The following is a 23,507-nucleotide window of genomic DNA, read 5'->3' as shown; positions in this document are numbered from 1 at the left end:
GGGCGGGTAGTTCGGCCGTCTACGGACGCACTGTGCGGCGGGAAGGCCCCACCGGAGCCCGCGCCCGCACCCCGCCCACCCACCGGTCCCCACAGCGGGACACGGCGCGCGACATCAGGCGGCGGCCTTCCGGTCCTCGGCGAGCCAGCGCCAGACGGTGCGCGGGTCGACACCGACGATCCGGGCGATCTCAGTGCCGGGCACGTCCTGCCGGCGCAGCTGGCGGGTGACCATGCGCTGCTCGAGCTTCGTCAGCCCGGTAGCGGGTTGGCGTTCGGCGACGACGAGTTCGACCTCGAAGTCGTCGGCGGTGGTGTTGTGCCAGTGGCGGGGACGCCACGGCTCGCTGGTGCTCATGCGGCGGTTGCCTCGGCTTCCTGGTAGCGGCGGGCGTGGACGGTGCCGGGCGGGAGCGGCATGCCGTCGTTGTGGCAGCGGGTGCCGGGCTCGACCTGGCAGTGCGGGCAACTGGCAGTCGTCTGCGCCCACTTGGCGACGCGTTCCTGGTGCGGGTGCGGGAGCTGCTTGGCGCGGGTGCGGAGGTGGCATTTCTGGTCGATGCCGGCGCCGCAGTGCGGGCACGGGAACGCGTACAGGTCGCTGCGCTGGCGGCTGGTCGGCCAGTGGGCGGCGGACGGCAGTTTGGCGCGGCCGTCGGCTATCTGCTGCCGCAGGAGGCTCTTGAAGTCGCCTGCCTGGCGCAGCTGGCGGGTGGCGGCGATGTCGTCCTGGCTGGGGCTCCAGTCGGTGGTCACGAGGCCTCCTCGATGATCTCGGCGTCGGGGATGTCGTCGTCGGTGTCGGCGAGGTGCTGGGCGGCGCGGGCTCGGATCGCCTGCTCCTGCGCGGCGAGGTCGGCGGCGGTGAGCTCGTCGCGGCCTTCGGCGGCGCGGCGGCGGGCGGAGTGCGGCGTGGCCCGCGGCTTGCCCAGCGGCTGCTTCTCGCTGCCGCCCGGCGTCTTACACGGCTTGCCTATCGCCGCACTGCATGCGGGGCATTCGACGCCGAGCGGGCCGGAGCGCTTCACCGTCTCGACGGCCTCGGCCTGGGCGGTGCCCTCGTCGTCGACGGTGCGGTTGCCCTGCCAGCCGCGGGCCTCGAGCTCGGCCATGAACTCGCGGGACGGGCCGCCCTCGAGTGCCGGCTGCCCGGTCGGTGCAGCGGCGCGGCCGGAGGCGATGGCCTGCACCTGGCCCTTGTAGCGGGCCAGAAACTCGCGGGGCGTCTCGTCGGGCAGCGGCTCGTACTGGAAGTTCTCCAGCCGGGCCGACCGGATCTTGGAGCGCAGTGACCGGACGTGGTGCGGCAGGATCCACAGCTTGGCGTCCGGATCCTTGGGCGGGGTCGTGTAGTAGGCGGCGACAGCGGCCTTGGCGTCGGCATCGAGGGGGACGTCGTGGAGGGCGGCGGACCAGGCGACGGCTGCCGCCTGGCTCGGCTTGCGGTTGTCGAAGGCGGCGCAGTGGCCCAGCAGTTGGGCCGCTTCACGCGGATTCATGGGAGTCCTCAGGTCCGAAGGAGTCGGCAACAGCGCCCCAGCCGGCGACGGTCACGTCGGTGCCGCTGAGGGTCTGGCCGGTTGGGAGTTGCAGGACGTTCGAGTTCGCGGCGTTGCGGCGGATCTTGGAGAAGGCGAACTGCAGCGAGTTGGCACTGACGGGCGAGCTGTTCTCACCGAGCAGTTCGATGGCTCGCCACAACTCGTCGGGGTCGGTCTGGTTACGGAGCGCGTCGGCGATCGTGGTGCGCACCTGGCGGCGCCGGTAGCTGTTGCCGTGGGCGAAGCGCTCGAGGAAGGCGTCCGTCATCCGGTCGGGTAGGGGCCTCTCGCCCGTCTGCGGGACGGCGGGGCTGCCGGACGACTGCCGGGGGGTAGGGGGGGTTCCCTTCCCTTCCCTGTTCCCTTCCCTTCCCTTCCCTTCCGTCAGTGAATGGTTCATGGAAGAAAAGTCACTATCGGTATCCGTTGGAGCGTCGAAGTGCGACGGAACGTGAGATTCCTTCACTGCGTCATTCAGTGAACGGTTCAGTGACTCATTCAGTGAATCCTCAATGCCTGCGAGTCCGGCGGGCGGAATGAAGCCTTCCTCGTCGGTGGATTCGCTCCGGCTCCGGCCGCACACCCGGTGCACGGCGCGGACGTTGGAGGGGTGATCGGTGCCTCCCGCGGCCACCGGGCGGACGTGATCGATCCACAGGTTGTGGTCGTCGTTGGCGACCAGTCGGCGCGGGATCTCGCCGCCGCACAGCTGGCACAGCCAGCCGTCGCGGCGGGCGTACATCTCCCGCACCTGCCAGGCCCCGGTCGACGGCGGCGCCAGCTTGCTCTTCTGGGGCCGGTTGATCCGCTGGTGCTTGCGGAAGTTGACGACCACTGCCATCTGCTGCCGGGCCACCCCGCCGACATAGGGGAAGACCAGGCCCGTGTCGGTGAGGCATCGCATGAGCTGGTCGACTTCCTTGGGGCCAAGGTCGTCGTCGTACATGAACGCTTGCGCCTTGATGTACGCCGGCGTCCAGCGCAGGATCCCCTCGTCGTCGGCCATGTTGAAGGTGGCGATGAACAGCAGTCGCGCATCACGGGGGATGGTGCCGAGGAGCTCGTCTTCCCACAGTTCGGGCTTCACGGTGCGGATGCGCGGCATCAGACCTCACCGACCCGCTCGTCTGCGTCTTCGCAGGCGACGTGGTAGGCGAAGTAGTCGACGTCGGTGCTGCCAGCGAAAGCAGCCGACCTTGCGCCCCGCAGCAGCTCGTCCCGGCTGTATCCGCTCCGGGCGCCCAGGATCAGGCGCCCGCGGAACTCGCCCACCTGCTCGTCGGTTGGGCCGTCAGCGCGCCGCTCGCGCCAGACCTCGAGCCAGCGTTCGTACACGTCGGCCATGCGGCTGTACTGCTCGCCGGACACGGGTACGTACTGAAGATCCATGACGCCAAGTCCCCACGAGAGGCGCGGCGTGAGCTGCGATCCCGCGTAGGCCGCAGCGCAGACGACCTCACCTACGGAGCGGCCGTTCTCGAACAGCGCCTCCATCTCCGCGAGGAACTCGATGTACTGGTCGTGACTGGGGCTACCGCCCTTGCTGACGATCGACCATGCATGTCCCCAGGCGGCGTCGGCTGCGTGGCATTCGATCTCTTCCCGGCCCCAGTGCCAGGGGTATCCCCCTCGCCACAGGTGCTCGGTGAGCTCGACCTGGCGTCGCTCGACGGCCTGCCGAAACGCATCCTGATCCACGTCGGCGACGGGCATGGCGTTGGGCAGGCTGCTGGTCTTCCCGGAGTTGCACTCGGCGCATGAGGTGACGAGGTTGTCGGGCTTGTCGGTGCCGCCGAGCGACTGCGGGATGACGTGGTCGACGTTGAGCTTCGCGTCGGGGGCGGTGGCTCCGCAGTACCTGCAGGCGTGGTTGTCGCGCCGGAGGATCTCGTATCGGAGTCGCTTGGAGACGGCCATCGGGGCTTCTTTCGGTGAGCATGGGCATGCGGAAGCGGCGGCGTCTGGCGGTGCTGGCTCGCACCTGCCACAATACTTTAAAGATTGGCGACTTTGGAAGGATTGGTAATGACTTACACTCTGGCCATGGCTGCTGAGCAGGGCATTCGGATCGCAGAGGATGGAGTCGCGGAGGTCTCGATGACCGGCGCCCGCGCGAACCTGACCCAACTGCTGCGCGAAGTCCGCTACGGCAAGCGCACGGCGGCCTTCACCGAGCGCGGCGCACGCAGCGCCTACGTCGTGCCGCCCGAGGACTACGCGGAGATCGCCGTCATGCGCGAGCTCCGCGAACGCCTCGCACGACTGGAGGCCAAGGAGGGTGCGCCGGCCACGACCGACGCCCGCGTCATCCGCGAGGCGCTCGAGGGCGCCGAACGGCGCACCTCCGATACGTAGCTGCTGCATCTCTCCTCCTCCCTAGCCCCGCCGTGTGCGGGGCTTTTGTCGTGTGCGGGCTGGTCAGGCGGTCAGCTGATGGCGGGGATGACGATCCAGCCGGGTTCGGCGACGGGGGTAACGCCGAGCGCCGTGGCTGCGGCGGCCAGCTGCTCGTTCCAGCTGGCGTACTGCTCGGCGGTGGCGTCCTGCGGGTGGACGGTGCCGTAGCCGCCGAGGTTGACCTCGGTGTGCTGGGTGACGAGGTAGCTCTTCTCGTGGTCGTAGGCGCCGGCGTTGAGGAAGCCGACGTCGGTTCCGGCGGGGATGCCGTCTTCGAGGCGCCCACTGTCGGTGTCGGGGATCTGGATGCCGTAGGCGAAGTGGGCGGAGTGGAAGAAGCCCATGTCAGCGGTCCTTTCGATGGCGATTCGGGAGGGTGGGTCGTGGGGTTGGTCGGGTCCCGGCGCGGCGGCCGGCTCAGGCGGCGAGGTAGGCGCGCCCGGCGGCGGTGATGCGGACCGGGTCGGTGTGCCCGTTGCCGATGTCGATGAGGTCGCGTGCAGTGAGCGGGTGGAAGGTGCGGTCGTTGACCGCGTAGGTGCTGCCTTCCATCTGCCAGCGGCCGGCGCGGGCGTGGTTGAACAGGACGCCATGGCCGGTGTCGTTGTCGGCGATGGCCTGCAGGAGTTTGCGGACGGAGGGCTTGAGGTCGGCGGGCATGACGGTCCTTCCAGAAGTGGTGGGGTGGGTGTTCATCGCTTGCCGGCGTCCCAGCAGTCGGGGCAGATGTCGCGGCCGTCGCGGGTGCGGTGCCAGCCCTGGGGTTGCAGGATTCGGCGGGCGGCGGTCGCGGACTGGGGGAAGCCGGGGCCGCAGTCTTCGGTCATGCACGGGCCGGCGTCGGTGTCCTGCACGTCGCAGACGAGGGAGACGTAGTGGCTCACATCGCGCCTCCGAAGATCGCGCGGTACTGGTCCCGCATGGCCTGGTCTTCGACGTGGTCGGGGTGGACGCATCGGGGCTGGTCGCAGCCGGCCTGGACTTGGCCGACGGGGTCGCGTCCGTGGCCGATGCGGAAGGCGATGCGGTAGGCGGTGAGAAATCCACCGGCCGTGTGGACGACGGGCACGCCGACACTGTTGAACGTGCCGGTCCAGGCGAGGTGGCCTCCGTCTAGGGGCCGGGTGCGCTGCTGGTAGAGGTCTTCCGGCGGGCGGGCGGTCCGTTTGCCGATCACGTTGGGGATGCCGATCTGGCGGCGGACTTCGGCGACGCGTGCGCGCCGGATGTGGAGTTGGCGGGCGATGTCCTTGTTGCTGCCGCCGGCTCGGATGAGGGCGGCGGCCTCGTCGGCGATCGTCATGCGGCCACCTCCACGCGGTGGACCCGCCCGCGGGCGCGGGTGACGGTGCGGACGTGGCAGCCGATCCGTTGGGCGATCTGCGCGTTGGTGAGGCCTTCGCGGACGAGTCGGGCGACGCGGAGTTCGTCGATCTGGGCGGGCCTGCCGCGCTTGTCGGCGTGCTCGTCGATGTCGGGCTTGCAGCTCGGGTCGTCGATGTCGTCCCAGGCAAGGGGTCCGTGCCAGCCGTTCTTCTGTGCGTAGTTGCGGGCGCGCACGCTGCTTCCGGGTGTGCGGCTGAGCTGCCGGTAGGTGCGGTTGATTGACGCTGCGGTGGTGTGGCGGACGCTGGTGTTTGCGCCTTGCGCGATGCGGGCGATGGAGAGCGCGTCGAATCCGCCGTGGCGGGCGATGTCGACGAAGGGCCAGCCGAATGCGACGAGCGCCTGTACGCGGCGCTGTGAGCCGAGGATGGGTACGTAGCGGGGTGCGCGGGGCGGGTTCGTGATCTCGATCGCGAGGATGGCGCGCGCTGTGGAGGCGAGGATGCGTTCCCTGTGGGCGAGCATTTCGCCGACGGTGCGGTCGCCGATGTGTGCTGCGGTGGCGATCTGTGAGTGGGTCCAGCCGTGGGCGAGGAGGCGTTCGGTGTGGGCGATGGTCTGGGTGGCGTCGGTTGTCCGCCGCTGGCCGCGGGCGATGTCGAGCCGCAGTCGGCTCATGTAGCGGTAGTTGGCCAGCTCACACTCGCTCTGATGGCATCCGCGCTGGTAGCAGGCTCGGCTGGGGGTGTGGTCGGTGGTGGTCACGGCTGCTCCTCTCGGATGGCGGCGGCCAACCGGGCGTATCCGGCGGCGGCTTCGGGGTCGTGGGGCGGCTGGTCGTTCTGGATTTCGGCGATGAGCTGGTTGGCGCGGGCGAAGGATTCGCGGGCCCGTCCGATGGCCTGGCTGCCGAGGCTGATCGCGATCCAGGCGATGGCTGCGATGACGACGAGGGGGGCGAGGATCCACAGCCAGACGAGGGTTTCGCCGAGTGCCGTCCACACGGTGAGCAGGTTGAGGAGGTCGTCTTTCACGTTCGCCTCCCGCGGGTGTGGTCGCGGTAGCAGCCGATGGCGGCGGTGACGGCTCCGGCGGTGGCGCCGGCCGCGATGAGGGCGGCGTACAGGCGGGCGATGCGGGCGGTGGTCATCACGCCGCCGCCTTCCGTGCCGCGCGCGCCTCGGCCCGCTCGTCGCGTCGCCGCTGTGCGACGGCTTCACGCTGGTCGGCGGGGACGCCGATCCAGATGTGGACGAGGGACTGGTTGGCGCGGGCGCTGCCGCCGTAGCCGTGGTGGCGGATGATCCCGGCGTTCAGCAGCTGCGCCGGCAGGCTCCCCCACTGCGTCTTGGCGACCGGCGGGTCGGGGAGCTTCTTTGTGCGGGCGACCGAGTCGACGGTGAACGGGAGTCCGGTGTCGGCGGCCTCGACGAACGCGTCCCACACCTCGGTGACCCAGGCCTCGTAGTCGTCGACTATCCGGCGGGACTTCGCGGGGGCGGACGCGGCGAGCTCGGTGCCGTCGAAGGCGGGCTGAATGTGGGTCATGACTCACGCTCCGTCAGCTGGATGGTGCGGCCGTAGCGGTTGGGGTCGGCGGCCCAGTGCTTGCCGGGGATGGCGGGCACGTCGCCGAGGTCGGGGCCGAGGGTCACGGCGCCGAGGACGACGGCTTCGTGGACGGTGGCCCGTTCGAAGGTCTGGATGAGCTCGTAGGGGCCGTCGGCGCCGCTCCGCAGGGACGGCACGATCAGAGCGGCGTGCCGCTTGGTGCGCTTGATGTAGCAGGGGCGGCCGAACGTGGACCGGTAGCGGAGCTGGTTGATCAAGTTCTGGATCGCGGGTCGGTAGGTGGCGGTCATGACGCGGGCTCCTCGACGATCTCGGCGTGCTGGGCGGGCGAGCCGGCTTCGAGCTCGTCGTCCGTCATCAGGTAGATGGGCAGCCGGCCAGTGCTCAGGACCGTTCGGATGTCCCGGGCTGTCTGCCGGATCTGCCGGCCGCGCTCCTCGCCGACCTCGGTGCGGGCCTTCGCTGCGATGGCCTCGTACCGCTCGGCGAGGGTGACCAAGTCGGTGCGCAGTTTGCGCTCGGCCGTGAACGGCACGAGGGGCCAATCGCCGTCGATGACCACGTCCGGGTCGGTCTTGCGCTTGTAGACCTGGAACTCGGCGGCCTGCTGTGCGGCCCACCAGATCTGCCAGGCGTGAAGCTGCTCGGGGTGGACGTGGAGCTGTTCGTACTTCTCGCCGATGGCGACGGCTACCTGGATGCCGGCGAAGGCGTCGGCGTCCGCGGTGTGTGCGGCGTCGAGGGCGAGCCCGTAGTGGGCGGCGAGGGCCTCGAGCTTGCGGGAGCCCCGCCGGTACTTGTCGGCCTGCTTGTCGAGGATGTATGGGTCGACGACGGGGCCGGGCGTCACATCGGTGCCGAGTCGCTGCTGCAGCGTGGGCAGTTGGTGGCGGCGTAGTTCGCGGTCGAGGACGGTGAAGTCGTAGCGGGCGTTCATCGCGACGACGGGGATGCTGGTCGACAGGGAGGCGGCGAGGGCGTCGGCGATCTCGTTGGCGACGTCGGCGACGGGTCGGCCGTTGGCGCGGGCCTGCTCGGTGGTGATGCCGTGGACGGCGGTCGCCTCGGCGGGGATGTAGACGCCGGGGTTGGCGAGCCAAAGGCGGGCCCGGTCGGGCAGGGTGTCGACGGTGTCGCCCGGCTCGTAGTCGACGATCGCCGCGGTGACGATGCGGGCCGTCTCGACGTTGACGCCGGTGGTCTCCAAGTCGAAGCCGGTCAGGGGCTCGGTGTGCCAGCTCATGCCGCGTCACCTGCCTCGATCTGCAGAAGGTCGAGGTGGGCGAGCTGGCCGTTGCGCCAGGCTTCGGCGATGGCTTCCTTGGCTCCGGCGCTGGGCCGCACGGAGTGGGTGAGGGAGCGGGTGGGCTTGACCTCGACGCCGGGGACGTCGTGGAGTTCGCCGGTGTCGGTGTCGATGATGCGGGCGACACCGGCCGCGGTCATCTGGGCGAGGATGTTGGTGCGGTAGGCGGGCCGGACTTCGGTGACGAGGCGGGTGGTGATCTCGTCGCGGGCGATGGTGCGGACCCATTCGAGGAAGGCGTCCTCGTCGACGACGACCGCGGCGGGCTTGGCGTCGGAGCGGCTGATGGTGGCGACCTTGGTGCCGTCGGGCAGGGTGGCGGTGACCTTGGAGATGCCGTTGTCGACGAGTTGCTCCTGCATGGCCTTCTTCACCTCCTTGAGGCGGTCGTTGATGGAGTCGGCGACGGTTTTGAGGGCGGCCTCTTCGAGGGCGAGCTGTGCGATGTCCATGGGTGCTCCGTGTGGTTTGCTGGCGGGGTGGGCCGGCCCGATTGCCGCGGGCCGGCCCGTGACATGTCCGGCTAGGCGGCGGGCCGGATCTGCGCGGCGAGTTCGCGGATGGCCGCAGGGCTGGCCTGCTCGATCGGCATGCCGAGGGCCATGCGGGCGCCGTTGTCGAAGTCCTCGAGCTGGGCCGCGTCTGCGGCGGCTCGCAGTTCGATGACTGCGGCTTCGTGGTCGTCCTGCTGCGATTCGACGACCTCGGCTTCGACGACTCCCTCGTCGTCCTGCTGCGCGTCGGGGGCGGGCGTTGCGAGTTCGAGGCCGCGGGCGATCAGGAACTTGCCGAGTTCCAGCAGTTCACGGTTCCCGGTCTTGATCGTCTCGCCGAGGAGGCCTGCTGCGTTCGCCTGCCGGTAGATGTCCTTGATGGCTGCCGGGTCGGTCGCCTGCTCTGCCTTCTCGGCGAAGTCCTGGGCGGGCTGCGATCGGCCCTTGACGGCGCTGTTGCGCGGCGTGGCCGTCGCCCACGGGTCTTCGTCGCCAGGTTGTGCGACTCGCATGGTCTGCTGCTCGTCGGTCGCGTTGTCGGCCTGGGCCATCTCCTCGGCGGTGTAGACGCCGGCCAGGTCGTGCGGGAATGCCTTCCGCAGGGCCAGCGCCTCGGCGCACTTGGCGATCTGGTTGGCACCCATGGTCTTCCACATGCGGGTGGGGTTGCCGTTCCAGTCGGTCTGGACGTACTCGCGGTACAGGGCCACTGCGGAGAACCGCTGCCCGTTGCGCAGGACGGTGACCTTGGCGGCGGCGGGGGCCTCGTCGGGCAGCCACACGTCGCGCCATGTGCCGGCCGCGTCGCACCACTGGGTGTCTTCGTAGCCGAATGCGTCGCCCGTCTCTGCGATGACGCGGTGTGCGACAACGCGGTAGCCGTCGATGCCGGTCTGTGGCGTGAAGACCTTCCGTCCGGCTCGCTTGTCCTTCCTGCCGATCAGGTAGATCTGGCGGGAGAACGGGTCGAGGCGGGTGCGCTGGCAGAGGTGGAGGAAGCCGGCCAGTTCCGCCTTGGTGACGTCGTCGTCGATGCCGGACTGCTGGAGGACCATGGCCTGTTCCGGCGTCCAGTCGGTCTGGTCCGGACGGATGGCAAGCGCTCCCCCGGTCCGGGCGATTTCGGTGCTCACAAGTGGCTCCTGTGGTGGTTGAGCTTGGTTTTCGGGTGTGCGAAGGGAGGCCCGCCGGGGCTCCGGGGGGGGTGGGAACCCCGGCGGGCCTAGGTGCCACGCGCCCTACAGGGGGGAGGAAGGGCCGTGGCGGTCTGGGTTGTGGATCAGGTGGTCAGCAGGTGGGGTCTTGGGCGACGACGGCGATGGCGGCGTACTTGGCGTCGCCGTGGTAGGCGATGTAGATCCGGTTGCCGTGATCGCATTTCGTGGCGGCGTTGGAGAAGCCGTCGGGCATGCGGACCAGGTCTGCCGGGGCGCCGTTGTCGTGACCGGAGCGCTTCGCGTCCTTGAAGGGCTCGCTGTACTTGTTGTCGCAGCCGACGAGCGTCAGGGCGGAGATGGCGAGGACCGCGGCCAGCGCGGCTGTGCGGCGCTTCACCGCACGATCCCGGCAGCGCGCGCGGCGGCGATCCAGCCGGCGTACTCGCGGGTGATGCCGTCGTACAGCTGCTCGTCGGACACGGCCTGCGGGTTCGCGGCGTGGAAGAAGCTCGCGTTGTCGACGGCGCGGCCGTCGAGTTCGTCGAGCTTCTCCAGGAAGGCGACCCGGCCGCCGAAGCCGACGAACGACCAGAAGAACGGGCCCTTCGAGTAGGCGCGCAGGGCCTGCTCGACGGAACGCCGGTTGTCGGGGGCTCCGTCGGTCTGGAAGATGACCAGGGCGGGCTCGCTGGCACCGGACTGCTGGTGGTGGGAGACGACCGTGTCCATGGCGGCCGTGTAGTTCGTGGTGCCCCACGGCACGCCCACGTGGGTGCGGGTGATGACGCCCTGGTAGTCGGTCAGCTGCACGTTGAACGCCGGGGAGGCCTGGCTGCCGAAGTAGATGACGGGGACGGTGCCGTCGTCGTCGAGGTTCGCGGACAGGCCCAACGCCTGTTCGGCGAGGCGCTGCACGTCACCGTTGCGGTAGAAGCCGTGCATGCTGCCGGAGTGGTCGAGGACCAGGTAGACGGCGGCCTTCTGGCCGGACAGGCCGGCCTTCTGCAGCGAGACGGCGGCCTTCTTCGTCAGGTCGACCATGCTGGTCGACATGGGCGCGGGGGCGGTCTTGTTGAAGATTCCCATCGGGTGATCTCTCCTGGAATGCTGGTGGTTGGGTGCCCCGCCGATTCGCCCGGCGGGGCGCTTTACTGGGTCGGCTACTCGGCGTCGGCGAGTTCGACGATGCGGCTGTGGGCGTCGATGAAGTCGTCCTGATCGAGACCCATCCACGGGACGTTCTGCGCCATCGCGTTGAGGATCTGCAGCGAGTCCATGCCGTCGGACTCGCGGGCGGCCTCGGCGATGTCGGCGTCGGTGTAGGTGCCGTTGCGGGAGACGTCGCCGCGCATGTGGCCGTGGGAGTGGGCGGCGCCGCAACCGTTCTTGCCGAGGGTGGCGAGCAGCTGGTCCTCGTCGATCTCCTCGCGGAGGAAGTCGACGTCGCGCGTCCAGTCGTGCAGCGGGGCGAGCGCTTCGGCGCCCTTGACGGCCTGCTCTCGGGTCATGGATTCGGCGACGATGTAGCCGGAGTGGTGGCCGATGTTCCAGCGGGCCGGGTTGTTGAGGTCGAGGTCGCCGGGGAGGCGGAACACGACCAGGCCGGGCGCGACCGGGACGGCGCCCTCGACCTTGTAGGCGGCGCCCTTCTGGCCTCGCATCGTGAACGGGACAGTGGTGACGGTCATGGTGGTCCTTCCGTGGGATGCTTCTGGTGGACCCCCGCCCGCTGGACCCGGGTGGGGCTTCTTCTTGGGCCGTCGCTACGCCGGCCGGTGGCATCCGGCGTGGCGACGGAGTCAGGCGGCGGGCGGGATCTTCGGCAGCTGCTGCGTTTCGTCGTCGGCGGCAGTGGCGAGCCCCCACGTGGTGGTGCGCGGCAGGCCCGGGTCGGCGGACGCGCCGCTGTGGGACACCTGCACGACGGGTCCGAGCCGTCCGGCTGCGGCGGCTTCGCGGAGCGTGGTGACGTCGATCGGCGCGGTCGCCTGGTCCTCGATCGCCGTCGTGTCCCGCTCCATCGGCGGCACGGTGACCGCGTCCCGGTTAGCGAGCTCGGCGCGCAGTCGCTCGACCTCCGCGTTCGCGGCGTCCAGGTCGTGAAGGACGCCGGCGTAGTCGACGGCCGCGGCGTCGAGGCTGTCCTTCAGCTCGTTCCGCTCACGACGCAGCTCGTCGTTGTCGGTGGCGAACCCCATCAACTGGCAGTCACGGACGTCGGCTTCCCGCTCCAACCGGCCGATCTTCTGGATCAGCTGCCACGGGGTGAGGCCCTTGTGCCGTCCGCGGGTGCGGAGGTCCTGGACGATGCTCACAGTCCCTCCCCGATGTGCGTGGCGCCGGGAACGCTCATGACGGCGCTGGCCGTCGCGGCGACCTGGGCCGCGGTCGCGATCGACTCCTGCTGGGGCGCTCCGAGGCGCTGCCTGAGGGCGGGCACGGTGCAGGAGCAGATGCTCCACGACTGGTAGACGATCGATCCGTCGGGAAGCTGCTCGGCGAGCGACAGGGTGGTCGTGCCGTGCGCGTCGTGCGGGTTCACGCTCATGCGACGGCCTCGCTCTCGCACTTGGGGTGCGTCTCGGGCTCGGCATGCCAGCGGGTGGCCTGCGCGTCGAGCTCGCGCACGATCTCCAGCTCGGTCTTGGGCAGGCCCTGGTCGTTCTTGTTGAACGGGTTGAGGGTCTGGAAGAAGGTGCGCTGGCGGCGGACCTTCTTGCCGCAGATCGTGCACGGCACAGACTTCGCGGCCTGGTGCGGAACCTTCCGGAACGTGTACGTGGGCATTACTGGTCCCCCTTCTGGTGGCCGTGCTGGCCTCCGGTGCGCTTGCTGTAGGCGGCGAGGTCCTCGACGTATCCGGCGTCCGCGGTCTCCCGGAACGCCCGGGAGGCCTGGCCCCAGACGGTGAGCTGGTTGAGGTCGGCGTGCCACGTCTGCGGCTTCTCCCAGTCGGCCTTCGGGAAGGCGCGCTGGATCAGCGCGGTCAGCTGGCGTGAGCCGCCCACGGGGAGCTTCAGGTGCTGCTTGGCGGTGGCGGATCGGGCGGTGACGACGTACACGCGCTCGGCCGTGCCGCTGGCGTCGGTCCACACCGGTGTCAACAGGACGGAGTCGGCGCCGGGGGCGATCTGCCGGATCTTCCACGGGAGCTGCCGCAGGTGCCGCCGGCGGCGGGCTGCGGACGCCTTACGCGGGTGAACCGGGTGGAACTCGCGGTCCGCGGTGCGGTGGGAGCGCAGCGTCTCGAAGTACTCGCCGCGCACGCCCTTCGACCAGGAGGCCAGGTCCGGCCCGTACACGCGGGCGTACTGGGCGTCGAGGACGATGAGCGTCTGCTCGACCTCGTCGACGTGCGGGCTGATCGCGGTCGCCATCTACGCCACCTCCTTCAACTGCGTCTGGCGGGTCTTGTCGTCGCGGACGCGGCTGAGAGCTTCGATCAGGTCGTCGATGCCCTCGACCGGCGTGGTGGTGAGAGAGATTGAGAGCTTGTCGCCGCCCTGCTCGTCGCCGAGGACGAGCTGCTGCTGGCGGCTGCCGTCGAACGGGCTGCGGCTGAAGTCGGCGCGGACCGGGCCGTCGTCGAGGTCGTAGACCAGGCCGCCGATGATGCGAGCAGTCATGACGCGCCTCCGGTGCGGATGTCGATGTGGGTGAGGCAGATCCAGGCGCCGTGGCCTTCGACCCAGACCACGGCCGAGCCGCAGCGGACGACGGCCTTGGAGCGGGTCTTCGTGATGAGGCGCGGCGTAGTCGGGATGTCCTCGGGGCGGGCGCCCGGGTAGGCGATGACCGGCGTGCCCACCGGGAAGATCCGGTTGAACTCGGCGGCGATGCGGTGCTCCTCGTTCAGCCGCTCCACCTCGGCGATGTGGTGGTCCCAGGCCGGGTCGGCGTCGACCTTCACGGCGTCGGGGTGGGTGACGAGCCACTCGTCGAGGCGGAACGCCAGCGCGTCGGACGGCGAGTTGGTGCGGGATGCGGCAGCGGCGAGCGTCAGCACCCGCACGTTGGCCTCGACCACGGCGGCGGGCACATCCCACGTGGTGCGGGTCGGGGCGGTCACGTCGTGGCCCCCTCGTACTCGGCGGGCCAGGCGACGGGCAGCCCCAGTTCCTGGGCGAGCTGGCGACGCGACTCGGCGTGGCCCTGCCAGCGCCAGTAGTCGGCGTCGTTGTGGCAGCCGTTGATCGCGGTGATGTACTCGGCGCGCTTCGCGACGAACTCGGCGACCTTCGCCAACTCGGCGGCCAGCCGGTCGACTTCCGCGTCGGGCTCGGGCGCCTCCTCGCCGGCCAGGATCCGGACGGCGAGATCCCGGCGGTTCGCCGAGTACGTGTCCAGCGGCTGCACCTGCCGGACCTGGACCAGGGCGGCGGAGACGGACCGCTTCAGGCGGTCGACCTCAGCGAGGAGGGCGGGTGCGACGTCAGCAGCACGGTGCGCTGAGCAGCAGGCGAAGCCGATCTCCGGGTGCTGACCGTAGGCCGCGACGTCGGCCTGGATCTCGGCGAGCTGCTCGTCGGTGAGGGGCTGCGGGGTGCGGGTCTCGGCGGTCATCGCTGCTCACCGGCCTTCGGCGTCCAGTACGGAGCCTCAGGGCCTCGGTCGGCGAGTAGCCAGTCGATGGCGCGAACGGTCTTCGCGACGAGCACCGGGTTCTCCGTCTCGGCGAACGTGGGCAGCTCGGCGCGGTGAATCTCGTCGGCGACCTCGTCACGCATCTGTGCTCGGACCTCAGCCTCGAACGCGTCGACGACGTGCTTCGCGATGGCGTTCGTGGCGGCACCGCCGTGCAGCAGCATCATCGTCAGGTCGTCCCGGCGAGTGGGCTGCGGAGTGCGGGGCTCAGCGGTCATGACGCCTCCCCGAACTGCTGCTGGGCGGGGTAGCGGTCGGCGTAGAACTCGTCCCAGACCTTGTCGAACATCGGCCGGTCAGCCTCCGTGTACGACTTCACCTGCCGCTCGCGGCCATCGACCAGGCCGATCGAGTCCTTCGGCTTCTCCCCGTACTGCATCTGGAAGGCCAGCGACACGCGGCGCCCGAACGACGAGCGGACGGAACGGCGCTCGCCGTCGGTGAGACCGCGGTCCTTCAGGTACGTCTCGACCAGCAGCGCACGGTCCGCGGCGGGGATCTCGGCGATCTCGCCGGCCGCCTCCGCGTAGTGGTGCAGCTGCCGTGACCGCTTCCACTTCGGGTCGACCGTGTCGTCCATCGCGGCGATCAGCTGGACGAGGCCGAGCGCGCGGCGGATGCGGCGCTCCTCGATCTGCTGCTCCAGTGCGTCCAACTGCTCGTCGGTGGCGCGCTCGTTGATGGCGCCGCCCTTGGTCCAGTACGCCTCGATCGCGTCCGCGGTCTCGTTCTGGAAGGCGACCAGGGTCTTGCGCTGGAGGAAGGCCACGCGGTTCTCGTTGACCGTGGCCAGCAGCATCAGGAAGGTGCGGACCGGGATGACCGCCATGTTGTAGGTCTTGCCGTCGGATCCAGTTGTGGGGCTCTGCCCCACAACTGCCCACGACCGCTTCCGAAGCTTCGCGAGCTGGGTGGAGTAGTCGAGACCGAGGTCTTCGACGGCAGGCTTCAGCACAATGTGCGGCAGACCGTCGATCAAGGTCGTGTGGATGGAGCCGGCGGACAGGTCGAGTTTCACGACCTCACGCGCCTCAGGCGATGATGGAGACACGGGGTCCCCTTTCTTCTCTGTGGTGAAGGTGGATCTCGGAGGCCCTGCTGCCGGTGTCTGGAAGCCCGGTAGTGGGGCCGTTTGCCGCTCTAGGCGGCGGGCTGCAGGTCTGCGACGGCACGGAGGCGGCGGACCTTGTCCTGGTCCTTGGCGTTCTTGCGGCCGAACTCGTGGACGCGCTGGCGGTCGCGCTTGCTGGTGACGGTTGCGCGGCCGGGCTTGGCCGTGATGCCGAGGGCCTTCAGCCGGCGGCGGACGGTGTCGACGCTGCACTTGAGGACGTAGGCGGTTTCCTGGACGCTCATGTACTCCTGGTCCAGGTCATCCGGCGGCTTGGGGCGGCCGTATCGGAGGTACTTCTCGCTGGGCACGGGGGTGCTCCTTCGGGGGGTCGGTCTCGGGTGGGGCCAAGAGCTCTTCTTCGTGCGCCCCCAGGGCTTGTCGCAGCCGCTGGTATCGGGCCGGTCTCATGCGGTTGCGGGTGCCGTTCTCGATGTGGCTGAGGTAGCGACGACTGATGCCTGCGCGCTCGGCCAGTTCTGCGAGTTCGAGGCCCGCCGCCATACGCAGTTCACGGACCTTTCGGCCGTTCACCGTGTAGGTGGTTGGGGGTTGTTGCATGAGTAGAAGTTAGCTCTAGTTAGCCCTCATGTCTAGCTCTAGTTAGGCACTACTAGTGGGTAGTTTTAGCTTCAGCTAGCTCTACACCGTCCGGCGCAGGTCACGGAGGTGCTAAAGATTCGGCCTTAGATAGCCCTGGTCCTGGCTGGCCCTGGCTGGCCCTGCCAAGATGGGGCTATGTCGACACGAGATCTCGAACGGCTCGCCAAGGCCGTTAAGGCGGCGCGGCTCGCCCAGTACTCCTCGCGCGTGGCCGCCGCCCAAGCCGCGGGGATCTCCAAGGACACGTGGAAGCGCGTCGAGGAGGGCGAGGAAGTCCGCGACGGCTCGTACTCGAAGATCGAGGCCGCGCTCCACTGGCCCGCAGGCTCGTGCGAGACCATCGCGGCCGGCGGCCCCGAACCCGCCGGCGACGTCAAGGTCACCGTGCTCGACCCCGACGAGGTCGACGAGAGCGTCCGCGACGTCGTCCAGCTGGCGGCGATCGCCACCACACCCAACCTGACGGGCGAAGAGATCAAGGCACTGAGCGACCGGATCGCGAAGGATCTCCGGCGGCTGGGCAAGATTTAAAGGCCAAGTTCACCCGAAAGGCGTACAACCATTTGCCCTGACCGCTTCGTTACCGTATATCTGCGCACCTTCTGAGGCGCAGGTGGCCCCAAGTGGCCCTGGACATGGCAGAGTCGACAGCAGCAATTCCCTTGGAGGCTCCTTCCGACACCTAGGGGGAGTCATGTTCAGAGACGCGCTCATAGTCGACTACGGGCCGACCTTCCTGGGTCATACGTTCAAGGTCGACGACGGCATCGTCTGCGTGGTACCGGCGCGGGCCGGCCGTGATCCTGCGGTCGCCGCGTCAATGCGGAAGACCGTCAGAGCAGTTGGCGGAGATTGCAGAGGATGCAAGCTCTGCCCGCTGGGTCAGACGGGCTGAGGCAAGATGGGTTCGCGGAAGCCTTGGCGGTAGGGGTACCTGCCAGGCTGCCGCGCCGGCCAGCGCACCAAGGGGGCACCACATGGCGAGACGTTCTGTCGACGTCTACACGGAGTGGCGCGGGGGCACCTGCCGTGTGAAGTGGTGGACCGGCGAGTACCACGCAGGCGGGCGGAAGAAGTTCGCCTCCCAGGGCGGGTTCCTCGACGAGGACACGGCCTACAACCACGGCCAGGACCAGATGCACGAGCTGCGGCACGGCGAGAAGATCGCCGGGGCGGACGGCTCCATGCTCATGACTGACTGGGTCGACAGTTGGCTGGGCTCGCTCGACCTGGCGCACCTGTCGCTGCGGAACTACCGGTGGGCGATCAACTCCCACATCCGGGACTTCTTCGGGAAGAAGGCCGTCAAGGACGTCACCCTCATCGATGTCCGGGCCTTCCGCCGATACCTGGCCAAGGCGCTCCGCGAGGACAACTCCCGGCGCAACGTGATGATGGTGCTCGGCATGGTGATGGACGACGCCGTCGAGGCCGGACTGCGGAAGACGTCGCCGGTGGAGCGGAAGCGGCGCCGCGGCCGGTACAAGAAGAAGCCGCGGGAGCGGAAGAAGGATCTGCCGCTCGAGGTCGTCGACCGTCTCGCCCGCAACGCGGAGATCGTGTTCGGCTACTCCGGCTATGTCTTCATGTGGACGATGCTGTTCACCGGGATGCGGCCGGGTGAACTGTTCGGCCTGACCCGCGAGTTCTGCTATCCGACGTGGCCCGGGAGTGACCTCAGGCTCAACGAGGACGAGGCCGACCGCTACGACGAGGACATGGAACGGTACGGCGCCGCCGGCGGTCTGCTCCCCGCGATCCGTGTCGAGCGTCAGGTCCAGTACGAAGAGGGCGAGCTGCGGTTCTTCCCGCCGAAGTACGAGAGCTACCGCACGCTCGTTATCCCCCCATTCTTGGCTGACATGTTGGACAAGCTCCTGGCCAGCCACGACAGCGAGTGGGTGTTCCCGGGGATCGAGGGCGGCTGTCTGGCGCGCCTGGCGTTCGACCGGGAGTACTGGCGGCCCATCGCGGACGGCCGGCCCGAGCGGAGCGGTGCGCGGGTGCAGAAGGCGCGTCCGGAGATTCCCGAGGTGCCGGCGATGAAGGGCAAGCGCCTGTACCTGGTGCGGCACGGCGCCAAGGCGATGCTCGACGAGCTCGGTCAGCCGCGGTACGTGGTGGAGACGCGCATGGGTCACGAGCTGCAGGGCGTCGAGGGCACGTACAGCAGCCTGACGGTGGCGCTGGAGCGGGCGTTGGTGGTGGCTCTGCAGAAGCACTGGGAAACGTACCGGGGAACTCTGCAGGGCGAGGATGCGCTCGAGGTGGTGCCGCGGCCGTTGACGAGGTCGGTGGCGGATCTGGTTCGGGATGCGGTGCGGCGGGGCATCACCAGTCGCGCGGAGGTGCTGGCTGATGTGCGGGGCGTGCGCTCGGATGCGACGGCTGGGGCTGTGCGGCAGGCTTTGGGTAGGCTGATGTCGAAGCGGGCGGATGCGGCCTGAGGGGCGATTTGGTTTCCCAGTCGTTTCCCATTTAGGGGTCGCGCGGGGGTGAACTCGCAGGTCAGGGCATCTGCTGTTCTGGTTCCCCGAACATGCACATGATGACCGGCTACATGAGCGCCGACCTCTTCCTGTCCATCGCCGAGAAGGCGGGCAAGGACCTCACCGTGGCGTCGTTCCAGAAGGCGGCGGACGGCTTCTCGGACGCCGGGACGATGGTCGGCGACCGGCAACTGCCGCGCGGGCAGAAGGAGTCGTTCGGCTGCGGGGCACTCGTCCAGCTCAAGGACGGGGCGTACCGGGTGTCGTCGCCGTTCACGTGCTACGAGCCGATCCCCTTCAAGTGACCCGAGTCACCCAAGTAGAGCCGCCTGAAGGGGAGTTCCGATGGCCGACCTGCTTGCCTTCGTCCTGAGCGGGCTCGTGTCGGGCGCGCTGTACGCGCTGCTCGCCACCGGGCTCGTGCTGTCCTACTCGGCGTCCGGCCTGTTCAACTTCGCGCACGGCGCCACCGCCTACCTCTGCGCGCTCGCCTTCTACGAGCTCCACTCGGGGTTCGGCTGGCCCGCCGTGCCGACGGCGCTGCTCCTGGTCCTGGTGGTGGCTCCGCTGCTGGGCTGGGGACTCGACCGGCTGATGTTCCGGAAGCTGGCCGGGGTCGGCGAGACCGCGCAGATCGTGGCGACGATCGGGCTCCTGGTCGCGCTGCCCGCGCTCGGGCTGTGGACCGTGGAGCTGCTCGACGCCGCGGGCGCGCCGGTGAAGCCCGCGGAGAACCAGTTCGGACTGCCGGGGGTCGGGCCGAGCCCGGCGGAGAACTGGCAGCTGCTGGACGGCGTCGGCATCGACTCCGACCAGCTGATCACCTGGGTGGCGACGGCCGTGGTCGCGCTCGGACTCTGGATCCTGCTGCGCCACACGGCGCTGGGGCTCAGGCTGCGGGCGGCCGTCGACAACCGCTCGCTCGTGGAGCTGCGCGGGATGAGCGCGGACCGGCTCTCGTCGGTGGCGTGGATGCTGTCGTCGGGCCTCGCCGGTCTGGCGGGGGTGCTCGCCACTCCCCTGCTCGGCCTGTCGTCCCACGACTTCACCCTGTTCCTGTTCGTGTCGGCGACGGCCGCCGTGCTCGGCCGGTTCCTGTCGGTCCCGCTCGCCTTCGCCGGCGGGCTCGGGCTCGGCGTGCTGCAGAACCTCGTCGCGGGGTACGCCTCGTTCGCCGAGCGGATCACCGGGTTCCGTACGGCGGTGCCGTTCCTGATCCTGTTCGCCGGACTGCTGCTGCTCACCCGCCGGCAGCGCACGGCGGGCACGGCCGCGGCGGACGCGCCGCCGGTGGACTACCTGGCGGGCCGCTCGCGGGCGCGGCGCTGGGGTCCGTGGGCGGTGGCCGGGGTCCTTCTCGCGGTCTCCTTCTACACGGTCACCACGCCGTTCTGGAGCGGGATCCTCGCCCAGGGTCTGGCGATCTCACTGGTGTTCATGTCGTTCACCGTCGTGACCGGGCTCGGCGCGATGGTGTCGCTCGCGCAGGCCACGTTCGTGACGGGCGCCGCCCTCGTGGCGGGGCTGCTGATGAGCCACGGCTGGCCGTTCCTCGGGGCGGCGCTCGCCGGGACGTGCGCGGCGGCGGCGCTCGGCGCCCTGGTGGCGCTGCCCGCGCTGCGGCTCGGCGGCCGGTCGCTGGCGCTCGCGACGCTCGCGCTCGCCTTCCTCGCCGATCAAGTCCTGTTCCAGATGGGCTGGTTGAGGAACGGCGACACCGGCTGGGAGATCCCCCGCGCGGTCTTCGGGCCGGTCGACCTCGGCGACGACCGGGCGATGGGCGTGGCCATGGTCGTGCTGTGCGCGGCGGGCGTGGCGGCGCTCGGCGCGCTGCGCGGGTCGCGGGCCGGGCGGGCGATGCTCGCGGTCCGCTCGGCCCCGGCCGCCGCGATGGCGTCGGGCATCTCCGTGGTCCGCACGAAGCTGCTGCTGTTCACGGTGTCGGCCGGGCTCGCCGGGTTCGGCGGCGTGATGTACGCGTCGTACAACACCCGCATCACGGCGACCGACTTCACGGCCATGACGGGGCTGGTCTGGCTCGCCGTGGTGGTCGCCGCGGGGGTGCGGCGGCCCCAGTTCGCGGTGGTCGCGGGGCTCACCTTCGCGGTCGTGCCGCATCTCGTGAGTGACTACGTGACGGAGTCGGTGCAGCTCCCGGTGATCCTGTTCGGTCTCGCGGGCCTCGCGCTCGCCAACGACCCGGACGGCTACTGCGCCGCGTTCTCGGTCCGCCGGCACCGGCGCAGGGCGTCCGTCGCGGCGCCCCCGCCCGAGCCGACCGGCACGGCGCCGGAGCCGGCCGCGGCGCTCCAACTCCTCGGCGTGCACGCCGGATACGACGGGGCGCCGGTCCTTCAGGGCGTCGACCTGACGGTCCGCCCCGGTGAGATCGTCGCGCTGCTCGGCCCGAACGGCGCGGGGAAGTCGACCGCCTGCAAGGTCGCCGCGGGACTCATGGCGCCGCTGAGCGGCCGGGTGTACGCCGCCGGGGACGACGCCACCCGGCAGGGCGCGGTGGGCCGGTCCCGGGCCGGGGTGGTGCTCGCCCCCGAGGGGCGCGGCATCTTCCCCTCGCTCACGGTCGACGAGAACCTCGCCCTCCAGCTCCCGGACAGGGACGACCGGTCGGCGGTCTACGAGCGGTTCGCCGGCCTCGCCGCCCGCCGTGACGTCACCGCGGGCTCGCTGTCCGGCGGCGAGCAGCAGCTGCTCGCGCTCGCGCCGCTGCTGCACCGGCCGCCGCGCGTCCTGATCGCCGACGAGCCGTCGCTCGGGCTGGCGCCCCTTGTCGTGGCGGAGGTCTACCGGCTGCTCGCCGAACTCCGGGACGCGGGCGCGGGGTTGCTGCTCGTCGAGGAGAAGGCGTCGGAGATCCTCGGCGTCGCGGACACCGTCGCCTATCTCGCGCAGGGGCGGGTGACCTGGTGCGGGCCGCGCGAGCAGGTGGAGGCGGAGCGGCTCACGGACGCGTACCTGGGGATCGCGGCGACCGGCGAGGTCGAGGAGGCGGGCCGTTCATGAGTTACGTGCTGGAGGCCGAGGGCGTCGGCGTGCGGTTCGGCGGCGTACGGGCCCTGGACGGGGTCGGGCTGCGGCTCGTGGCCGGTGAGGTGTGCGGGCTCATCGGCCCGAACGGCGCGGGCAAGACGACCCTCTTCGACGTCGTCTCCGGCATCCGGCGGCCCGACGCGGGCCGGGTGCTGCTCGACGGCGCGGACATCACCCGGCGCTCGCCGGTGTGGCGGGCGCGGCACGGGATGCGCCGCACGTTCCAGCGCCAGCAGCTGTTCGGGCAGCTCACCGTCGCCGACAACCTCCTGGTCGCGCAGGAGTGGCGGCGCGGCGGCCAGGACCCCGGGCGCCGTGGCGAACTCCTCGCGGCCTGCGGCCTCGACGCCCTCGCCGGCTCCTCCGCGGGGACGCTGCCGGTCGGCCGGGCCCGCATGGTGGAACTGGCGCGGGCCGCCGCCGACCGGCCCCGGGTCCTGCTCCTGGACGAACCCGCGTCCGGCATGACGGCCGAGGAGCGGCACCGGCTGGCGGCGGTGGTGCGCCGGCTCGCCGAGGAGGACGGCTGCGCGGTGCTGCTCGTCGAGCACAACGTGGCCTTCGTGATGGAGGTGTGCTCCCGGGTCGTGGTCCTCGATCTGGGCAGCGTGCTCGCCGAAGGGACACCGGGTGGGATACGGGCCGACGAACGGGTACGCGAGGCGTATCTGGGGACGCAGACCCCGGCACAGGGTTCACATACGTGACTGAGATGCTGGTGTCCCCGCCGTTCACCGGCGACAGGAATGCACGTACGCCCGTGATCGTTGACCATGGGAGTACCACCCGACGACTTAAAGGACCGACACCTCGTGAGCAAGGTTCCCCCGATCATCCTGAACAACGGCGTCGAGATGCCCCAGCTCGGGTTCGGCGTGTGGCAGGTGCCGGACGACGAGGCTCAGAAGGCGGTCGCGACGGCCCTGGAGGCCGGGTACCGCAGCATCGACACCGCCGCGATCTACGGCAACGAAGAGGGCACGGGCAAGGCGATCGCCGCGTCCGGCGTGGCCCGCGAGGAGCTCTTCGTCACGACGAAGCTGTGGAACGCCGACCAGGGTCACGACGCCACCCTGCGCGCCTTCGACACCTCGCTCGCCAAGCTCGGCCTCGACTACGTGGACCTGTACCTGATCCACTGGCCGCTGCCGTCGAAGGACACGTACGTGGACACGTACAAGGCCTTCGAGAAGCTGTACGCGGACGGCCGCGCCAAGGCCATCGGCGTCTCGAACTTCCTGCCGGAGCACCTGGACCGGCTGACGGACGAGACGTCGGTCATCCCGGCCGTGAACCAGATCGAGCTGCACCCGCACCTCCAGCAGCGCGCCTCCCGCGAGCGGCACGCGGAGCTGGGCATCGCGACCGAGGCCTGGTCGCCGCTCGGCCAGGGCAAGGGCCTCCTGGAGGTCCCGGCGATCGTCGCGATCGCGCAGAAGCACGGCCGCACCCCCGCGCAGGTCGTGCTCCGCTGGCACGTCCAGCTGGGCAACGTGGTGATCCCCAAGTCCGTGACGCCGTCGCGGATCAAGGAGAACATCGACGTGTTCAGCTTCGAGCTGGACACCGAGGACCTCGGCGCGATCAGCGCGCTCAACGAGGACCGTCGCCTCGGCCCGGACCCGGCCGCGTTCGACGTCGCCTGAGCCTTCCGGCCCGCCCGCTCCACCGAGGCCGCCGTCGCGGACACCCCCGTGTCCCGCGACGGCGGCCTCGTCCGTGCCGGACCGCCTTCAGCCCTTCAGGGTGCGCGCGATCGCGTCGGCGGCGGCCGTCGCCTGGGCGTGGCCGGCGCGGGCCGCGGCGGGGCGGCGGTGGTT

Annotated in this window: 37 protein-coding genes; 7 read left to right on the top strand and 30 right to left on the bottom strand. The window is 70.1% G+C overall.

Annotation, left to right across the window (positions count from 1 at the left end):
• Nucleotides 1–114: 114 nt before the first annotated feature.
• Genes RBJ77_RS10145 through RBJ77_RS10125 form a run of 5 tightly spaced genes read right to left on the bottom strand, consistent with a single transcriptional unit; the run spans nt 115 to nt 3,457 of the window.
• Nucleotides 115–357 (bottom strand): helix-turn-helix domain-containing protein, encoded by a 243-nt coding sequence (locus tag RBJ77_RS10145; protein WP_372344659.1) that lies wholly within the window; start codon nt 355–357, stop codon nt 115–117.
• On the bottom strand, nt 354–755 hold the full coding sequence (locus RBJ77_RS10140; protein ID WP_372344658.1) for a hypothetical protein: 402 nt from the start codon (nt 753–755) through the stop codon (nt 354–356). Before RBJ77_RS10140 ends, RBJ77_RS10145 begins: the two co-directional genes overlap by 4 nt.
• The gene (locus RBJ77_RS10135) at nt 752–1,498 is read right to left on the bottom strand and encodes a hypothetical protein (protein WP_372344657.1); all 747 of its coding nucleotides are present in this window, start codon (nt 1,496–1,498) and stop codon (nt 752–754) included. The genes RBJ77_RS10140 and RBJ77_RS10135 overlap by 4 nt, the downstream gene beginning before the upstream one ends.
• Entirely contained in the window at nt 1,485–2,645 is a 1,161-nt protein-coding gene (locus tag RBJ77_RS10130) for an HNH endonuclease (protein ID WP_372344656.1), read from the bottom strand. The genes RBJ77_RS10135 and RBJ77_RS10130 overlap by 14 nt, the downstream gene beginning before the upstream one ends.
• Complete coding sequence (locus RBJ77_RS10125; protein ID WP_372344655.1) at nt 2,645–3,457, bottom strand: HNH endonuclease; 813 nt, start codon at nt 3,455–3,457, stop codon at nt 2,645–2,647. Before RBJ77_RS10125 ends, RBJ77_RS10130 begins: the two co-directional genes overlap by 1 nt.
• Nucleotides 3,458–3,565: 108 nt before the next feature.
• Here RBJ77_RS10125 and RBJ77_RS10120 point away from each other — a divergent pair, with 108 nt between their 5' ends.
• Nucleotides 3,566–3,895 (top strand): type II toxin-antitoxin system prevent-host-death family antitoxin, encoded by a 330-nt coding sequence (locus RBJ77_RS10120; RefSeq protein ID WP_372344654.1) that lies wholly within the window; start codon nt 3,566–3,568, stop codon nt 3,893–3,895.
• A gap of 71 nt (nt 3,896–3,966) precedes the next feature.
• On the opposite strand, the gene RBJ77_RS10115 is transcribed toward RBJ77_RS10120, so the two are convergent.
• The 25 genes from RBJ77_RS10115 to RBJ77_RS09995 all read right to left on the bottom strand — a co-directional run bounded on the left by RBJ77_RS10115 (nt 3,967) and on the right by RBJ77_RS09995 (nt 16,108).
• A complete protein-coding gene (locus tag RBJ77_RS10115; protein WP_372344653.1) occupies nt 3,967–4,281 on the bottom strand; it encodes a hypothetical protein in 315 nt (104 codons plus the stop codon).
• A 73-nt stretch (nt 4,282–4,354) separates the two neighbouring features.
• The gene (locus RBJ77_RS10110; RefSeq protein WP_372344652.1) at nt 4,355–4,633 is read right to left on the bottom strand and encodes a hypothetical protein; all 279 of its coding nucleotides are present in this window, start codon (nt 4,631–4,633) and stop codon (nt 4,355–4,357) included.
• A complete protein-coding gene (locus RBJ77_RS10105) occupies nt 4,630–4,821 on the bottom strand; it encodes a hypothetical protein (RefSeq protein ID WP_372344651.1) in 192 nt (63 codons plus the stop codon). Before RBJ77_RS10105 ends, RBJ77_RS10110 begins: the two co-directional genes overlap by 4 nt.
• Nucleotides 4,818–5,240, bottom strand: coding sequence for a hypothetical protein (locus RBJ77_RS10100; protein ID WP_372344650.1), 423 nt, complete (start codon nt 5,238–5,240; stop codon nt 4,818–4,820). Before RBJ77_RS10100 ends, RBJ77_RS10105 begins: the two co-directional genes overlap by 4 nt.
• Nucleotides 5,237–6,028, bottom strand: a complete 792-nt coding sequence (locus RBJ77_RS10095) for a helix-turn-helix domain-containing protein (protein WP_372344649.1) — start codon at nt 6,026–6,028, stop codon at nt 5,237–5,239. The genes RBJ77_RS10100 and RBJ77_RS10095 overlap by 4 nt, the downstream gene beginning before the upstream one ends.
• Nucleotides 6,025–6,297 carry a hypothetical protein gene (locus RBJ77_RS10090; protein ID WP_372344648.1) on the bottom strand — a complete coding sequence of 91 codons (273 nt, stop codon included), beginning with the start codon at nt 6,295–6,297 and terminating at the stop codon, nt 6,025–6,027. The genes RBJ77_RS10095 and RBJ77_RS10090 overlap by 4 nt, the downstream gene beginning before the upstream one ends.
• Before the next feature lie 115 nt (nt 6,298–6,412).
• Nucleotides 6,413–6,811, bottom strand: coding sequence for a hypothetical protein (locus RBJ77_RS10085; RefSeq protein ID WP_372344647.1), 399 nt, complete (start codon nt 6,809–6,811; stop codon nt 6,413–6,415).
• Complete coding sequence (locus RBJ77_RS10080; protein ID WP_372344646.1) at nt 6,808–7,125, bottom strand: hypothetical protein; 318 nt, start codon at nt 7,123–7,125, stop codon at nt 6,808–6,810. The genes RBJ77_RS10085 and RBJ77_RS10080 overlap by 4 nt, the downstream gene beginning before the upstream one ends.
• Nucleotides 7,122–8,078, bottom strand: a complete 957-nt coding sequence (locus RBJ77_RS10075) for an exonuclease domain-containing protein (protein ID WP_372344645.1) — start codon at nt 8,076–8,078, stop codon at nt 7,122–7,124. Before RBJ77_RS10075 ends, RBJ77_RS10080 begins: the two co-directional genes overlap by 4 nt.
• Nucleotides 8,075–8,593: a hypothetical protein gene (locus tag RBJ77_RS10070; protein WP_372344644.1), complete on the bottom strand. Its 519-nt coding sequence runs from the start codon at nt 8,591–8,593 to the stop codon at nt 8,075–8,077. Before RBJ77_RS10070 ends, RBJ77_RS10075 begins: the two co-directional genes overlap by 4 nt.
• Before the next feature lie 71 nt (nt 8,594–8,664).
• Nucleotides 8,665–9,768 carry a phage recombination protein Bet gene (bet, locus tag RBJ77_RS10065; RefSeq protein WP_372344643.1) on the bottom strand — a complete coding sequence of 368 codons (1,104 nt, stop codon included), beginning with the start codon at nt 9,766–9,768 and terminating at the stop codon, nt 8,665–8,667.
• 154 nt (nt 9,769–9,922) lie between these two features.
• Nucleotides 9,923–10,189, bottom strand: coding sequence for a hypothetical protein (locus tag RBJ77_RS10060; protein ID WP_372344642.1), 267 nt, complete (start codon nt 10,187–10,189; stop codon nt 9,923–9,925).
• Complete coding sequence (locus tag RBJ77_RS10055; RefSeq protein WP_372344641.1) at nt 10,186–10,878, bottom strand: VWA domain-containing protein; 693 nt, start codon at nt 10,876–10,878, stop codon at nt 10,186–10,188. The genes RBJ77_RS10060 and RBJ77_RS10055 overlap by 4 nt, the downstream gene beginning before the upstream one ends.
• Nucleotides 10,879–10,952: 74 nt before the next feature.
• The gene (locus tag RBJ77_RS10050) at nt 10,953–11,480 is read right to left on the bottom strand and encodes a hypothetical protein (protein ID WP_372344640.1); all 528 of its coding nucleotides are present in this window, start codon (nt 11,478–11,480) and stop codon (nt 10,953–10,955) included.
• Nucleotides 11,481–11,591: 111 nt separating this feature from the next.
• Entirely contained in the window at nt 11,592–12,107 is a 516-nt protein-coding gene (locus tag RBJ77_RS10045) for a hypothetical protein (protein ID WP_372344639.1), read from the bottom strand.
• Complete coding sequence (locus RBJ77_RS10040; RefSeq protein ID WP_372344638.1) at nt 12,104–12,340, bottom strand: hypothetical protein; 237 nt, start codon at nt 12,338–12,340, stop codon at nt 12,104–12,106. Before RBJ77_RS10040 ends, RBJ77_RS10045 begins: the two co-directional genes overlap by 4 nt.
• Nucleotides 12,337–12,579 (bottom strand): hypothetical protein, encoded by a 243-nt coding sequence (locus RBJ77_RS10035; protein ID WP_372344637.1) that lies wholly within the window; start codon nt 12,577–12,579, stop codon nt 12,337–12,339. The genes RBJ77_RS10040 and RBJ77_RS10035 overlap by 4 nt, the downstream gene beginning before the upstream one ends.
• The gene (locus tag RBJ77_RS10030) at nt 12,579–13,169 is read right to left on the bottom strand and encodes a hypothetical protein (protein WP_372344636.1); all 591 of its coding nucleotides are present in this window, start codon (nt 13,167–13,169) and stop codon (nt 12,579–12,581) included. Before RBJ77_RS10030 ends, RBJ77_RS10035 begins: the two co-directional genes overlap by 1 nt.
• A complete protein-coding gene (locus RBJ77_RS10025; protein ID WP_372344635.1) occupies nt 13,170–13,418 on the bottom strand; it encodes a hypothetical protein in 249 nt (82 codons plus the stop codon).
• Nucleotides 13,415–13,861, bottom strand: coding sequence for a hypothetical protein (locus tag RBJ77_RS10020; protein ID WP_372344634.1), 447 nt, complete (start codon nt 13,859–13,861; stop codon nt 13,415–13,417). The genes RBJ77_RS10025 and RBJ77_RS10020 overlap by 4 nt, the downstream gene beginning before the upstream one ends.
• Nucleotides 13,858–14,355: a hypothetical protein gene (locus RBJ77_RS10015; protein WP_372344633.1), complete on the bottom strand. Its 498-nt coding sequence runs from the start codon at nt 14,353–14,355 to the stop codon at nt 13,858–13,860. Before RBJ77_RS10015 ends, RBJ77_RS10020 begins: the two co-directional genes overlap by 4 nt.
• Nucleotides 14,352–14,654 (bottom strand): hypothetical protein, encoded by a 303-nt coding sequence (locus RBJ77_RS10010; RefSeq protein ID WP_372344632.1) that lies wholly within the window; start codon nt 14,652–14,654, stop codon nt 14,352–14,354. The genes RBJ77_RS10015 and RBJ77_RS10010 overlap by 4 nt, the downstream gene beginning before the upstream one ends.
• Nucleotides 14,651–15,454: a phage antirepressor N-terminal domain-containing protein gene (locus RBJ77_RS10005; protein WP_372344631.1), complete on the bottom strand. Its 804-nt coding sequence runs from the start codon at nt 15,452–15,454 to the stop codon at nt 14,651–14,653. The genes RBJ77_RS10010 and RBJ77_RS10005 overlap by 4 nt, the downstream gene beginning before the upstream one ends.
• A 122-nt stretch (nt 15,455–15,576) precedes the next feature.
• A complete protein-coding gene (locus tag RBJ77_RS10000) occupies nt 15,577–15,858 on the bottom strand; it encodes a hypothetical protein (RefSeq protein WP_372344941.1) in 282 nt (93 codons plus the stop codon).
• Complete coding sequence (locus RBJ77_RS09995; RefSeq protein ID WP_372344630.1) at nt 15,809–16,108, bottom strand: helix-turn-helix domain-containing protein; 300 nt, start codon at nt 16,106–16,108, stop codon at nt 15,809–15,811. Before RBJ77_RS09995 ends, RBJ77_RS10000 begins: the two co-directional genes overlap by 50 nt.
• 177 nt (nt 16,109–16,285) lie before the next feature.
• On the opposite strand from RBJ77_RS09995, the gene RBJ77_RS09990 reads away from it, so the two are divergent.
• The 6 genes from RBJ77_RS09990 to RBJ77_RS09965 all read left to right on the top strand — a co-directional run bounded on the left by RBJ77_RS09990 (nt 16,286) and on the right by RBJ77_RS09965 (nt 23,333).
• Nucleotides 16,286–16,681 (top strand): hypothetical protein, encoded by a 396-nt coding sequence (locus RBJ77_RS09990; RefSeq protein ID WP_372344629.1) that lies wholly within the window; start codon nt 16,286–16,288, stop codon nt 16,679–16,681.
• A 605-nt stretch (nt 16,682–17,286) separates the two neighbouring features.
• Complete coding sequence (locus tag RBJ77_RS09985) at nt 17,287–18,597, top strand: tyrosine-type recombinase/integrase (RefSeq protein WP_372344628.1); 1,311 nt, start codon at nt 17,287–17,289, stop codon at nt 18,595–18,597.
• Between the two features lie 98 nt (nt 18,598–18,695).
• Complete coding sequence (locus tag RBJ77_RS09980) at nt 18,696–18,944, top strand: hypothetical protein (protein ID WP_372344627.1); 249 nt, start codon at nt 18,696–18,698, stop codon at nt 18,942–18,944.
• Between the two features lie 40 nt (nt 18,945–18,984).
• A complete protein-coding gene (locus RBJ77_RS09975) occupies nt 18,985–21,660 on the top strand; it encodes an ATP-binding cassette domain-containing protein (RefSeq protein ID WP_372344626.1) in 2,676 nt (891 codons plus the stop codon).
• Entirely contained in the window at nt 21,657–22,394 is a 738-nt protein-coding gene (locus RBJ77_RS09970; RefSeq protein WP_372344625.1) for an ABC transporter ATP-binding protein, read from the top strand. Before RBJ77_RS09975 ends, RBJ77_RS09970 begins: the two co-directional genes overlap by 4 nt.
• 147 nt (nt 22,395–22,541) lie before the next feature.
• Complete coding sequence (locus RBJ77_RS09965) at nt 22,542–23,333, top strand: aldo/keto reductase (RefSeq protein WP_372344929.1); 792 nt, start codon at nt 22,542–22,544, stop codon at nt 23,331–23,333.
• The last annotated feature ends 174 nt before the right edge of the window (nt 23,334–23,507 follow it).

The sequence above is a fragment of the Streptomyces sp. KL116D genome (assembly GCF_030766975.1).
Classification (GTDB): Bacteria; Actinomycetota; Actinomycetes; order Streptomycetales; family Streptomycetaceae; genus Streptomyces; species Streptomyces longispororuber_A.
Note: the sequence above shows the minus strand (reverse complement) of the source record. Positions and strands in the feature narration are given on the sequence as shown.